Source organism: Tepidimonas sp., from assembly GCF_036825565.1.
GTDB lineage: Bacteria > Pseudomonadota > Gammaproteobacteria > Burkholderiales > Burkholderiaceae_C > Tepidimonas.
Genome location: NZ_DAISXZ010000004.1, coordinates 1 through 12825, shown reverse-complemented (window position 1 = coordinate 12825; position 12825 = coordinate 1). Strand labels below are relative to the sequence as shown.

The following is a 12825-nucleotide window of genomic DNA, read 5'->3' as shown; positions in this document are numbered from 1 at the left end:
TGAGCGGTTGGCCCTCGGTCTGTACGGGGGTGTGATGACTGCGCTGCAGTCCCTGTTGCGCCGCAAGCTGGCGCGCCGTGGCCGGCAGGAGCCCGGCTATCTGGAAGCCATCGAGGAGCGATTCGGGCGCTATGCCGGCGAGCCGTCCGAAGGCTGGTTGTGGGTGCACGCCGTTTCTTTAGGCGAAACCCGGGCCGCAGCCTTGTGGGTCGACCTCTTGCGCGAGCGCCGTCCTGACATCCGCATCCTCTGGACCCATGGCACGGCGACTGGTCGCGCCGAGGGGCGGCGCCACCTGCGCCCGGGGGATGTACAGGTCTGGCTGCCCTGGGATGCACCGGGGCCCGTGCAGCGGTTTCTGGCGCATTTCCGCCCCCGGCTGGGGGTTCTGATGGAAACCGAAGTCTGGCCAGCCGTGGTGCGTGGCTGCCGCATGGCAGGGGTGCCGCTGCTGCTGGCCAATGCACGGCTGAACGCACGCTCGTGGCAGCGCGCGCAGCGTCTGCGTTGGCTGGCGGGGCCGGCCTATGCGGGCTTGTCCGGCGTGCTGGCCCAGACAGCCGGCGATGCGGATCGGCTGCGGACGCTGGGGGCGCCGGTCGATCCGCCGGCCGGTGACACGATGGGCAACGTCAAATTCGACGTGCCGTGGCACCCCGGAGCATGGGGGTTGGGGCGGACGTGGCGGTTGGCGTGGCAGGCCGCGACCACCGCCTCGGACGCGCCCGGCGGGCGGCCGATCCTGATGCTGGCGAGCAGCCGGGAAGGGGAGGAGGCGGCCTGGTGCGAGGCATGGCGAGCCCAAGCGACCCATGGGGCGGGCATCTGCCAGATTCGCCCGTTGTGGCTGATCGTGCCGCGCCATCCCCAGCGCTTCGACGCGGTGGAGGCGCTGCTGCGCCAGGCCGGACTGCGCGTCGTGCGGCGCAGCACGCTGGGTCCGTTGGACGCTGCCAAACCCGTCTGGCCCCCGGTAGCGCGGGAGGTCGACGTCCTGCTGGGCGACAGCCTGGGCGAAATGCCCTGGTACTACGGGCTGGCCCAAGTGGCGCTGCTCGGGGGCAGCTTTGCACCCTTGGGGGGGCAGAACCTGATCGAGGCGGCCGCTTGCGAATGCCCCGTGGTCATGGGGCCGAACACCTTCAATTTCGCCGAGGCGTCGGAGGCGGCCATCGCAGCCGGTGCCGCCGAGCGCGTGCCCGACATCGCCACCGCGGTGGGCCGGGCGTTGGATTGGCTGGCCGATCCCCCCGCCCTGGCCCGCGCCCAGGCGGGTTGCCAAACCCTGCTGCAAGCACATGCCGGCGCCGCCGCCCGCTGCGTGGACGCCGTGCTGCGCTGGTGGGACCTCAGCGCGCCTGCAACAGCGCGTTGATGGGTTGCAGATCCTCGGACTTTAGTACCCCGGCCGCCTGACGCAGGCGCAGCGTGCCCACCAGCACGTCGTAACGCGCCTTGGCCAGCTGGGCCTTGGTCTGGTAGAGCTGGCTCTGCGCGTTGAGCACGTCGATGTTGATGCGTACGCCCACCTGGTAGCCGAGCTGGTTGGCCTCCAGCGCGCTTTGGCTGGATGCCTCGGCCGCTTCCAGGGCCCGCACCTGACCCAAGCCCGACTGCACACCAAAGAAGGCGGCGCGGGTGGCCTGGCTCACACCGCGAACGGCGCCCTCGACGTCGTTGCGCGCCTTGTCTTCCAGCGCCATGGTTTCCTTCACGCGGTTGTCCAGGGCGCCGCCCGAGTACAGCGGCAGGTTGAACTGCACGCCGATGCTGGCGGTCTGGCTGCGCAGATACCCGGGGATGGTCGCAACCGATGACGGCGCGCGCGCGAACTGGTACTGCGCCACAGCGTCCAGCGTTGGGCCCTTGGCCGCTTCGGCCTTGCGGACCTCCAGCCGGGCCACATCGAGCGCCGCCTGTGCAGCGCGCACGCTCGGGTGCTCGGCTGCCGCACGCTGCACCCACGCGTTCACGTCGTTGGGGGCCAGCGCGGGCAGGGTGACGGGGGTGGGCAGCCGCCACGGCTGCGTGCCGCTGCGGCCCACGAGCTGATCCAGCGCCAGCTTCTTGACGCGCAGGTCGTTCTCGGCGGCGATCTCCTGCGCGACGACCAGGTCGAAGCGGGCCTGCGCCTCGCGCGTATCGGTGATGGTGGCGGTGCCGACCTCGAAGTTGCGCTGGGCGGCGGCGAGCTGCTGCTCGACGGCCGCCTTTTGCGCCCGCACGAAGGTCAGCGTGTCCTCCGCGCCCAGGACGTCGAAGTACGCCTGGGAGAGACGAACGATCAGATCCTGCTCGACCGATTGCAACTGGGCTTCGGCGGCTTGCAGCGAGCGCTGGGCCTGCTCCACCTCCAACTGGTTGCCGGGGCGGTACAGCGGCTGGATGGTCGCCAGACGCACGGCCTGATTGTTGAAAGTGTCGTCCAGTACCGAGGCGGAGCTGTCGCGGCGGTTGACGAAGGCTTCGGCCGACAGGCCGACCGAGGGCAGAACCCGGGCGCGCGCCTGCTCCGCCTTAGCGCGGTTGGCCTCGAACTGCGCCTTGGCGGCCAGGTAGGCCGCGTCGTAGCTCTGGGCCGCTTCCAGCAGCGATTGCAGGCTTTGGGCGTGGGCCACACCAGCCACCCCGGCCAGTGTACCGAGCAGCAAAGCCGCTGGCAGGCGCAGGATCCGGGCGGCGGGCCGATGGGGCACCAAGGATGGGGCGAGTTTCGGCATGGCGTGCAGTCCCTGGAGAGGTTTATACAGGCGGGAGTATATGACGAATGGCCGAATCCTGCAGCCCCGTCGGGTCAGTACTGCGGGATCAAGGGGTCGATCTCGGTCGCCCAGGCGTGGATGCCGCCGGCGATGTTGACGACGTGTTCATACCCCTGCCGGTGCAAAAAGAACGCCACCTGAGCGCTGCGTCCCCCATGGTGGCACAGGCAGGCGATGGGTCGTTCGCGCGGCAGCTCGCTCAGCCGCATGGGGATGCTGGCCATGGGCATGTGCCGCAGCTCGAAGCCATCCGGGCGCACGCTGGCGGTCTGGAATTCCCAGGGCTCGCGCACGTCCAGCACGATAGGCTCGGCGTCCGGGGTTTGCGCACGGCACTGCCGCAGCCAGTCGGCTAGTTGCGCGGGGCGGATGTGGGGCACCATGGCGGCGGTCTCAGAAGCGGAAGCGGGTGGACTCCGGAAAGTTGCGCAGGCGCGGGATCACGATGTCCCAGGGCTGCTCGCTGTGGTAGCTGGCTTCGCCGGTGCGCTGCACCAGGGTGGCACGCATGATGGGCTCGTCGCCCACCACAGCGAACAGGCGACCGCCCACGCGCAGCAGTTCCAGCAGGTCGGCGGGCACTTCGGCGACCGAACCGCTCAAGACGATGACGTCGTACGGCGCTTCGCTCACGCACGGCGCAAAGCGGCCGGCGGCTGCGTCCGCGGTCTTGACCTGCACGTTGCCGACGCCCGCGCGCGCGAGGTTGGCGCGCGCCGTCTCGGCCAGCGCGGGGTTGATTTCCAGCGTGAGCACTTGGCGCGACAGGCGGCCGAGCAGTGCCGCCATGTAGCCGGAGCCGGTGCCGATTTCCAGTACGTTGTCGGTAGGCTTGAGGGCCAGGTCTTGGAGGGTGCGGGCCTCGACCTTGGGCGCGAGCATGCATTCGCCCTCGACGGCCGGCTGTGACAGCGGGATTTCCAGGTCGGACAGGGCGAGGGCTTGGTAGGCGGGCGGCACGAAGGTCTCGCGCTTGATCTGGCCCAGCAGCGCCAGCACCTTGGCGTCGAGCACCTCCCAGGGCCGGATCTGCTGCTCGATCATGTTGAAGCGGGCTCTCTCGAAGTCGAACGCGGTGGCGCTCATGCCGTACTCCTGTGGGTATATCTGGCGGGCAATTCGATCAATTCTACCGAAGCATGGGTTGGGGCCGGGGGCCAAGGTGGCCATGCTCAGCCCCCCGCTCCAGCAGCGCCCGCAGGCGGTAGAGGGCGTCCAGCGCATCGCGCGGACTCAGGGTGTCCGGGTCCAGCTCGGCCAGTCGTTGCAGCACCGGGTGTTCGCTGGCCACGGTGGGTTCGGGCTGGGGCGCGGTGGCAAAGAGGTCGATCTGCTGCTGCGCGCGCGCGCTTGCGGCCTCCAGTTGCGCGAGGGTGTGCCGGGCCTGTTGCACGACGGCGGCCGGCACGCCGGCCAGGCGTGCCACCTGCACGCCGTAGCTGCGGCTGGCCGGGCCTGGCTCGATCTGGTGCAGAAAAACGATCTCCCGGCCTTTGCCTTCCACCGCGCTGACGTTCACGTTGACGGCCCCGGGGTGGCGCGCGGGGAACTCGGTCAGTTCGAAGTAGTGCGTGGCAAACAGCGTGAAGGCGCGCACGCGGTCGTGCAGATGGGTGGCGATGGCGCTGGCCAGCGCCAGCCCGTCGTAGGTGGAGGTGCCGCGGCCGATCTCGTCCATCAGCACCAGGCTGTGCTCGGTGGCGCTGTGCAGGATCTGTGCCGCCTCGGTCATCTCCAGCATGAAGGTGGACTGGGCGTTGGCCAAGTCGTCGGCGGCGCCGATGCGGGTGTGGATGGCATCGATCGGCCCTAGGTGGCAGCTTTGGGCCGGCACGTGGCTGCCGATGCTGGCCAGCAGCACGATCAGCGCCACCTGGCGCATGTAGGTGGACTTGCCGCCCATGTTGGGGCCGGTGATGATCTGCAGCCGCGTGCGCGCGTCCAGCACGGTGTCGTTGGGGATGAAGGGGCCGGCACCGGTTTCCTGCAGCCGCGCCTCCACCACGGGATGGCGGCCCTGGCGGATTTCGATGCGCGGTTCGGGCACGAAGGTGGGGGCCTGCCAGTCCAGGGTCAGCGACCGCTCTGCCAGCGCCGCGAGCACATCCAGCGTGGCCAGCGCACGCGCCAGGGTGCCCAGCGCGGGCACGAAGGGTTGCAGCTCGTCCAACAGCCGCTCGTACAGCCATTTCTCGCGCGCCAGCGCACGCTCCTGGGCGCTGAGCGCTTTGTCCTCGAAGGCTTTGAGTTCTGGCGTGATGAAGCGCTCGGCGTTTTTCAGCGTCTGGCGGCGGCGGTAGTCGTCCGGTACCTTGTCGAGCTGTCCCTGCGTGACCTCGATGTAGAAGCCGTGCACCTTGTTGTACTGCACGCGCAGATTGGCAATCCCGGTGCGTGCGCGCTCGCGCGCTTCCAGGTCGAGCAAAAAGGCGTCGGCGTTGGCCTGGATGGCGCGCAGCTCGTCCAGCTCGGCGTCGTAGCCCGGCGCGATCACACCGCCGTCGCGGATCAGGGCCGCGGGTTCGGGCAGCAGCGCACGCGCCAGCAGCGCCGCCACCTCCAGCGGCGGGCGCAGGTCGGCGGCCACGCGCTCCAGCAGCGGGGCGGGGTGGGCGCCGGCCAGCATCGCCACCGCCTGGGCCAGGTAGTCGGCCCGCTGCAGGGTCTGGGTCAGGCCGGCCAGCTCGCGCGGGCGCGCCTGCCGCAGCGCGATACGCGCGGCCAACCGCTCGACGTCGCTCAGGCCGCGCAGGCCGCGGCCCAGGTCATCGGGGCCGTGGCTGCGCAGCACGGCGATGGCGGCCAGCCGCTCGCGCGCGACGGAGCGGTCGCGCGGCGGCTCCAGCAGCCAGCGCCGCAGCAGGCGGCTGCCCATGCCGGTGGCGCAGGTGTCCAGCAGGGAAAGCAGGGTCGGCGCGGACTCGCCGCGCAGGGTTTGCGTCAGCTCCAAGTTGCGCCGTGTGGTCGCGGGCAGCTCGATCCACTCTTGCGGTCGCACCACGCGCAGTGCGCGCACATGCCCCAGTTGCCGGCCCTGGGTGTGTTCGGCGTAGTCCAGTAGCGCCGATGCCGCGGCGTGCGCTTCGGGCAGGTCTTGCGCCCCCCAACCCGCCAGCGTGGCCGCTTGCAGCTGGTCGCACAGCTTGCGCTGGCCCAGGGCCGCGTCGAAGGCCCAGGCGGGCCGCACCGTCAGGGCCGGGCGGACGGCGGCGGCCGCGGCGTCTAGCCAGCTGCGCAACTCTGCTTCGGCCGCTGGCGCTAGGTCGCCGCCATGCAGCACCTCGTGCGGGGCCAGGCGCTGCAGCCAGCCGCGCAACTCGGCCCAGTCGCATTCAGCCAAGTGGACGGTGCCCTCGGTCACCGCCAGCCAGGCCAGCCCGCAGCGCCGGCGTGCGCCCACGTGCAGGGCCAGCAGCAGCGCATCGGTTTTGTCGGCCAGCAGTTCGCTGTCGGTTAGGGTGCCGGGTGTCACCACGCGCACCACTTGCCGCTCCACCGGCCCCTTGGCGGTGGCCACGTCGCCCACCTGCTCGCAGATGGCCACCGACTCGCCCAGCCGGATCAGCCGGGCCAAGTAGGTCTCCACCGAATGGACCGGCACGCCGGCCATCACCACCGGGGCGCCGGCCGACTGCCCGCGCGTGGTCAGCGTGATGTCCAGCAGCCGCGCGGCCTTGTGGGCGTCGTCGTAGAACAGCTCGTAAAAATCCCCCATGCGGTAAAAGACCAGCGTGTGGGGATAATCCGCCTTGATGCGCAGCCACTGCGCCATCATGGGCGTGTGCGCCTCCATCGGTGCGGGGGGCGCACCGCCGATGGCACCGGGGGGCGACGCGGAGGCCGTCACCATCGTCAGCAGCGGGGACCAGTCACGCAGCGATCACCACGGGGCATCGCCGGCGCCCGGCACTTCGCCGGCGGGCGCATCATCCTTCGCGCGCTCGCCCGTGCGCTCGTCCGCAGCGCGTTCGCGCGACATGCCTTCGATGCTTTCGCCGTCCAGTGCCATCTTGTCGCGCACCGGGGCAAACTTGCTGTACTTGCCCAGCACCCCCACCAGTTGCCCGTAGATGCGCGGGTTGGCCGCCAGGCATTCCTTTTGTTCCAGGAAGTCGGCTTCGCCCGTGAAGTTGCCGATCAGGCCGCCCGCCTCGGTGACCAGCAACGCGCCGGCCGCCACGTCCCATGGGCTCAGACCCGTCTCGAAAAAACCGTCGCTGAAGCCCGCAGCCACATAGGCCAGATCCAGCGCCGCGGCACCGGGCCGGCGCACGCCCGCCACGCGCGGCATCACGTCGCCCAGCATGCGCAAATAGGTCTGGAACGCATCGCCGGGGCGGAAGGGGAAACCCGTGCTCAACAGGCAGTCGCGCAGTTGGGTGCGCTTGGCCACGCGGATGCGGCGGTCGTTGAGGTAGGCGCCGCGGCCCTTGCTGGCGGTGAACAGGTCGTTGCGCGACGGGTCGTAGATGACCGCCTGGTCCAGCCGCCCGTCCACCATCAGCGCGATGCTCACGCAATAGACCGGAAAGCCGTGGATGAAGTTGGTGGTGCCGTCCAGCGGATCGATGATCCAAGTGAAGGCGCGGCCTTTGCCCTTGCCCTCCCGGCGGCCGGATTCCTCGGCCCAGATGCCGTGGTCGGGGTAAGCGCCCAGCAGCGTCTCGATGATGGCGGCTTCGGCGGCGTGGTCGACCTCGGTGACGAAATCGTTGGTCTGCTTGGCGCCGACGCGCAGGGTGTCGAGGTCCAGCGAGGCCCGGTTGATGAGGGCGCCGGCGGCGCGCGCGGCCTTGATGGCCACGTTGAGCATGGGATGGAGGTGGGAGGACATGGATTGTGGGCAAGAGCGACGGGGGCTGCGCGATGGCAGCGACAATACGCGGGATTCTACCGATGCCCCACCGTTTCGCCAAACCGTGCGCCCGGATACGCCCACCCGCTTCGTCCTCATCGAGCCCAGCCACGCCGGCAACGTCGGCGCGGCGGCGCGCGCGCTCAAGGTCATGGGCTTTGACGATCTGGTGCTGGTGCGGCCGCGCTGGCCGGACGTGCTGCAGCGCCCCGAGGCCATCGAGCGGGCCAGCGGCGCGACGGATGTGCTGGCCCGCGCCCGCGTGGTGGATACGCTGGACGAAGCCCTGGGGGGCATGGATCATGTGTGCGCCACCGCGATGACCCAGCGCGACTTTGGCCCCCCGACGGCCGCGCCGCGGGAACATCTGGCCGCGCTGGCGCCGCGCGCCCGTGCCGGTGAGGTGGGCGGGGTGGCGTTTTTGTTCGGCCCCGAACGCTACGGCATGGCCAACGAGGATGTCTACCGCTGCCACGTGTGTCTGCGCATCCCCACGGCGCCGGACTACGGCTCGCTCAACCTGGCGGCGGCGGTGCAGTTGATCGCGTACGAGTGGCGGCAGGCGCTGGGTGGCTTCGACGCCGAGTCGGCGCCGGCGCGGGCCCGCGGCCCCGCGGCCGAGCCGCCGGCGGACGCGCCGACCGTCTCGGCCATGCTGGCGCATTGGGAGGAGGCGCTGGTCGCCGTGGGTTATCTGGACCCCGCCGCGCCCAAGAAGCTGATGCCGCGGCTGCGCCTGCTGTTCCAGCGCGCCGCGCCGACCGAGTCCGAAGTCCACATCCTGCGCGGGGTGGCGCGCGCGATGATCGCCGCCGCCCGCGGCGGCAGGCGCTAGACTCTGCATCCCTCCGCCGCCCGCCTGCCATGTTTCGACGCCTCAAAGCCGACATCGACGCCATCCTGGAGCGCGACCCCGCAGCGCGCTCGCGCTGGGAGGTGGTGACGTGCTACCCGGGCTTTCACGCCATCGTGCTGCACCGGCTGGCGCACGCGTGCTGGAACGCGGGCTGGAAGTGGCTGGGGCGCTGGATTTCGCACTGGAACCGCTGGCTCACGGGCATCGAGATCCACCCCGGCGCGCGCATCGGCGAGCGCGTCTTCATCGACCACGGCATGGGGGTGGTGATCGGCGAGACCGCCGAGGTCGGCGATGGCTGCACCATCTATCACGGGGTCACGCTGGGCGGCACGTCGCTCTACAAGGGCGCCAAGCGCCACCCCACGCTGGGCTGCAATGTGATCGTGGGCGCGGGCGCCAAGGTTCTGGGGGGCTTTGCCGTCGGTGACGGGGCCAAGATCGGCAGCAATGCGGTCGTGACCAAGCCGGTGCCGGCCGGCGCCACGGCAGTGGGCAATCCGGCGCGCATCATCGTGGCCGATACGGACGAAAAGCGCGAAGCCGCCGCAGCCAAGATGGGCTTTTCGGCGTACGGCGTGACGCAAAACGACGACCCGCTGAGTCAGGCGCTGCGCGGCCTGATCGACAACGCCGCCGGCCATGAGCACCAGATCGCGCTGCTGTGGCAGGCCATCGAGAAGCTGGCGTGCGCGCAGCGCGGCGATTGCGTGCCGTCGGATGCCGCCAAGACCGAGCACTTCGAGGCCGAGCGGCTCAATCAGCTGGTGGGCAAATGAGGTCGCTGCCGTTGGCCCAGCGAACCCGGTCGCGTCCAGCCGCCTTGGCGGCGTAGAGGGCGGCGTCGGCCTGGGCCAGCAGGCTGGCAGCGGTGCTGGCCGGATCCGCGCTGGTGGCGCCGCCCACGCTGAGCGTCACATGCAGCGTCGGGCCGTCCGGATGCTGCAGCGGGGCTTGGGCGACCGCCTCGCGCAGTTTCCACGCGACTTTCTGGGCCGCTTCGAAGCCGGTATCCGGCAGCAGTACGGCGAATTCCTCGCCCCCGATGCGGCCGAAATGGTCGGTCGCCCGCAGTTGCTGTTGCACCTTGTGCACGACGTGCTGCAGCACCGCGTCACCGATGGCGTGACCGTAGGTGTCGTTCACTTGCTTGAAGTGATCGAGATCGAGCGACAGCACGGTCAGCGGCCGGCCCTGGCGGCGCATGCGCCGCAGTTCGTCGTCCAGCAGCTCCAGCAGCCGCCGCCGGTTGGCGATGCCGGTGAGTGCGTCGGTGATGACCAGTCGCTGCAGCTCGCGGTTCATGGCGGCGAGCGCGATGCGGTGTCGCCGGGCCTGCCACAGCGCGGTCACCAGCAGCACCATCACGGTCAGCACGGCAATCGCCAGTGCCGCCCCCAGCCCGAACAGCAGGCGCCGCTGGTGTTCCACTTTCTCCATCCATCTGGCCGGTTGCAGCACATGCACATGCAGCAGCCCGTCGAAAACGTCGCTGCGCGTCTCCAGCACCGGTGTGCCCTCGTTGGCAGGTCCCAGCCACCAGATGTCGGGCTGTGGGCCCGGTTGCCAGGCCCACAGCCGTGGCGGCTGGACGCCATAGATGGGCCAGCCTTCCGCTGGCGGCGGGGGCCAGGTGGGCACATGCACCAGCCGCCGGAACAACCAGCGCTGCTCACGGCTCAGCACCACGACGCCGTGCGCGTCGCTGACGATGGCGTTGTTCGCTTCGGCGGGCGGCACGCCTTCGTCCAGCGTGATCGACGCCCCCACATATCCCACGAAGCGGCCGTCCACCATCACGGGTTCGGCAAAGACGACGCTGCGCCGGCCCGTCGTTTCGCCGACCATGAACATGCGGGCCGACCGTCCCTCGCGGGCAGCGGCATACAGTGGCCCGTCGCGGTAGCGATTGCCCACGAAGGAGCGGACGCCCGGAGGCTCGCCTGCGGCCACCACCACCCCCTCGTGGTCGGCGACGGCGATCAGGCCCAGCCCCAGCTCGCGCACGCCGATGTCCAGCCGCGCATCCAACTGCCGCAGCCGCTCCGCGGTCGCGGGTGGTGGCGGGGTAGGGCGTTGCGCCAGCGCATGCAGCAGAGCGCGCACCTCACCGCCTTGGGAAAAACTCACCGCCACGCCATGCGCCAGCGCCAGCCGCTGGGTCAGAACGGTCGCGGTGGCCGACGCCAGCGTCTGGGAGCGGGCGCGCTCGGTGTCGAATTCGCGCGTCAGGGCGGTCAAAGCCCACCAGCGAGTGGCCCGATCGACACCCCACAGCGCCAGGACCCCCAGCGTAAACGCCACTGCCACGCCCGCTGCCCAGACGCGCCACAGCGGCTGCACGGGGGGCGGCGCGTGGGGGGCGGGGTTGTCCACGGCAGGCGATCAGGGGGCGCGCGGCGGGCGCACGGCCGACTTGGGCCGAAAGGCCGCGCACACGGCGTCGTCCGTTTCCAGATACGGTCCGCCGATCAGGTCGATGCAATAGGGCACGGCGGCAAAGATACCATGCACCACGGGTTTGCCGTCGCCGTCGCGCAGGCCTTCCAGCGTTTCGGCGATCGACTTGGGCTGCCCCGGCAGGTTGATGATCAGACTGCGTCCGCGGATCACCGCCACCTGGCGCGACAAAATCGCCGTGGGCACGAAGCGCAGGCTGATCTGGCGCATCTGCTCGCCAAAGCCCGGCATCTCCTTGTCGGCCACGGCCAGCGTCGCCTCGGGCGTCACATCGCGCGGGGCCGGGCCGGTGCCCCCCGTGGTCAGGATCAGGCTGCAGCCGGCCTGGTCGGCCAGCTCGATCAATGTGTCGCTGATGCGCTCGCGCTCGTCGGGGATGAGCCGCTCGACGAAGGTGATGGGGTTTTTCAGCGCGCGGCCCAGCCAGTCGCGCAGCGCGGGCAGGCCCTTGTCCTCGTACACGCCCTGGCTGGCGCGGTCGCTGATGGAGACGATGCCGATGGTGACGGGATCGAAGGCGCTCATGGTCGGGGTCATTCGGGGGTGGAATCGGCGCGGGCGTCGAGCGCGGCGCGCACATGTTGGAACAGCTCGCGATAGGCGCGGCCCTGGCGCTGCGCCTGGCCGGGGGCCGTGTCGGGGCGGGCCTCCGCGTCCTTGCGCGCTTGGCGGACCAGGGCGCGCAGCCGCTGCCAGTCGGCCTGCGGCTCCACGTCGCGCCATGCGTCCAGGGCAGCGTCGTCGGCGATCAGCCGCTCGCGCCAGCGCTCGGCCTCGTGCAGGCGCTGCGTCTCGGCGGCGCTGCCCTGGTGCTGCTCGGCGATCGCGGCTTCGATGGCGGCGACCTGGTCCTCGTCCAGCCGGCGCATCAGCTTGCCGACGTACTGCAACTGGCGGCGCCGGCCCTCGAAGTCGCTGATGCGTTTGGCCTCGGCGACGGCGTCCAGCAGCGCATCGGGCAGGGTCAGGCGCTGCAACAGCGAGGCCTTGAGCGTCAACAACTGCTCCCCCACGGTCTGCAGGTGGGCGCTGTGCTTTTTCAGGTCGGTCTTGCTGTGCTCGGCGTCCCACTTCGCGGCACGCTTGAGTTCGGCGTCCTCTTCGCTGCCGTAGGCGACGAAGTGACCCTTGACGAAATACCCTTTGGGTGGCTTGCGTGGCATGGCCGGTATCATAGCCAGCCACATGAAAGCCACCCGTTCCAAAAAGCCCCCCCGCGCCAACGACGGCGCGCTCCCGGGTTTTCAGTTTTCGCAAGAACAGTTTCGCGCCCTGGCCGACCTGGCGCTGCAGCACGCCCGCCAACTGGGGGTGGCCGACGCCGGTGTCGAGGTGTCCGAGGGCAGCGGCCTGAGTGTGTCGGTGCGCTGCGGCGCGCTTGAGAACGTCGAGCGCAACCGCGACAAGTCGCTGGGCGTCACGGTCTATCTGGGGCAGCGGCGGGGCAATGCATCGACGTCGGATTTCTCGGCCGAGGCGATCCGCCGCACGGTTCAGGCGGCGTACGACATCGCGCGCTTCACCGCCGAGGACCCGGCCGCGGGCCTGCCGGACGAGATCGACGTCGCCAACGACTACCCCGATCTGGAGCTGTTCCACCCGTGGCCGATCACGGCCGAGCAGGCGGTGGAGCTGGCGCTGCGCTGTGAGGCCGCGGCCTTTGCCGTCAGCCCGCGCATCACCAACAGCGAGGGCGCGGCGGTTTCGGCGCAGCAATCGCACTTCTGGGCCGAGCACATGCGCGGCGGGGCGCGCGGGCGGCAGGGCATTTTTGCCGGCGGCTACGCCAGCTCGCGCCACAGCCTGTCGGTGTCGCCCATCGCCGGCAAGGGCGATGGCATGCAGCGCGACTACTGGTACAGCTCGCAGCGCAACCCGGCCGAGCTGGCCAG

11 protein-coding genes and 1 pseudogene are annotated in these 12825 nt (G+C 70.4%); 4 read left to right on the top strand and 8 right to left on the bottom strand.

Annotated elements, in window-relative coordinates; all coding sequences use genetic code 11:
• Window positions 1–34 precede the first annotated feature (34 nt).
• A complete protein-coding gene (locus tag V7026_RS01425; protein WP_334153465.1) occupies window positions 35–1375 on the top strand; it encodes a 3-deoxy-D-manno-octulosonic acid transferase in 1341 nt (446 codons plus the stop codon).
• Here the strand turns inward: V7026_RS01425 and V7026_RS01420 are convergent.
• The 5 genes from V7026_RS01420 to V7026_RS01400 form a co-directional block, all read right to left on the bottom strand.
• Window positions 1350–2720, bottom strand: a complete 1371-nt coding sequence (locus tag V7026_RS01420; RefSeq protein ID WP_334153464.1) for a TolC family outer membrane protein — start codon at window positions 2718–2720, stop codon at window positions 1350–1352. The two genes, V7026_RS01425 and V7026_RS01420, sit on opposite strands and share 26 nt — an antisense overlap.
• 74 nt (window positions 2721–2794) lie before the next feature.
• The gene (locus tag V7026_RS01415; protein ID WP_334153463.1) at window positions 2795–3145 is read right to left on the bottom strand and encodes a rhodanese-like domain-containing protein; all 351 of its coding nucleotides are present in this window, start codon (window positions 3143–3145) and stop codon (window positions 2795–2797) included.
• A 10-nt stretch (window positions 3146–3155) separates the two neighbouring features.
• A complete protein-coding gene (locus V7026_RS01410) occupies window positions 3156–3848 on the bottom strand; it encodes a protein-L-isoaspartate O-methyltransferase family protein (protein WP_334153462.1) in 693 nt (230 codons plus the stop codon).
• A 43-nt stretch (window positions 3849–3891) separates the two neighbouring features.
• Entirely contained in the window at window positions 3892–6612 is a 2721-nt protein-coding gene (mutS, locus tag V7026_RS01405) for a DNA mismatch repair protein MutS (protein WP_443082298.1), read from the bottom strand.
• Between the two features lie 30 nt (window positions 6613–6642).
• Window positions 6643–7596, bottom strand: coding sequence for an inositol monophosphatase family protein (locus tag V7026_RS01400; RefSeq protein ID WP_334153461.1), 954 nt, complete (start codon window positions 7594–7596; stop codon window positions 6643–6645).
• Between V7026_RS01400 and V7026_RS01395 the strand changes: the two are divergent.
• A pseudogene (locus V7026_RS01395) lies at window positions 7529–8359 on the top strand (RNA methyltransferase); the annotation flags it as partial. The gene V7026_RS01400 and the pseudogene V7026_RS01395 sit on opposite strands and share 68 nt — an antisense overlap.
• Window positions 8281–9252 (top strand): serine O-acetyltransferase, encoded by a 972-nt coding sequence (gene cysE, locus V7026_RS01390; protein ID WP_443082297.1) that lies wholly within the window; start codon window positions 8281–8283, stop codon window positions 9250–9252. The pseudogene V7026_RS01395 and the gene cysE, both read left to right, overlap by 79 nt.
• Here cysE and V7026_RS01385 read toward each other — a convergent pair.
• The 3 genes from V7026_RS01385 to yjgA are packed head-to-tail and all read right to left on the bottom strand — an operon-like array spanning window position 9230 to window position 12096.
• Window positions 9230–10849: a sensor domain-containing diguanylate cyclase gene (locus tag V7026_RS01385; protein ID WP_334153458.1), complete on the bottom strand. Its 1620-nt coding sequence runs from the start codon at window positions 10847–10849 to the stop codon at window positions 9230–9232. The two genes, cysE and V7026_RS01385, sit on opposite strands and share 23 nt — an antisense overlap.
• 9 nt (window positions 10850–10858) lie before the next feature.
• The gene (gene mog / locus V7026_RS01380; protein WP_143968744.1) at window positions 10859–11458 is read right to left on the bottom strand and encodes a molybdopterin adenylyltransferase; all 600 of its coding nucleotides are present in this window, start codon (window positions 11456–11458) and stop codon (window positions 10859–10861) included.
• An 8-nt stretch (window positions 11459–11466) separates the two neighbouring features.
• A complete protein-coding gene (gene yjgA / locus V7026_RS01375) occupies window positions 11467–12096 on the bottom strand; it encodes a ribosome biogenesis factor YjgA (protein ID WP_334153457.1) in 630 nt (209 codons plus the stop codon).
• 22 nt (window positions 12097–12118) lie between these two features.
• Here yjgA and V7026_RS01370 point away from each other — a divergent pair.
• Window positions 12119–12825, top strand: a 707-nt coding sequence (locus tag V7026_RS01370; RefSeq protein ID WP_334153456.1) for a PmbA/TldA family metallopeptidase, incomplete at its 3' end; no start/stop codon positions are given.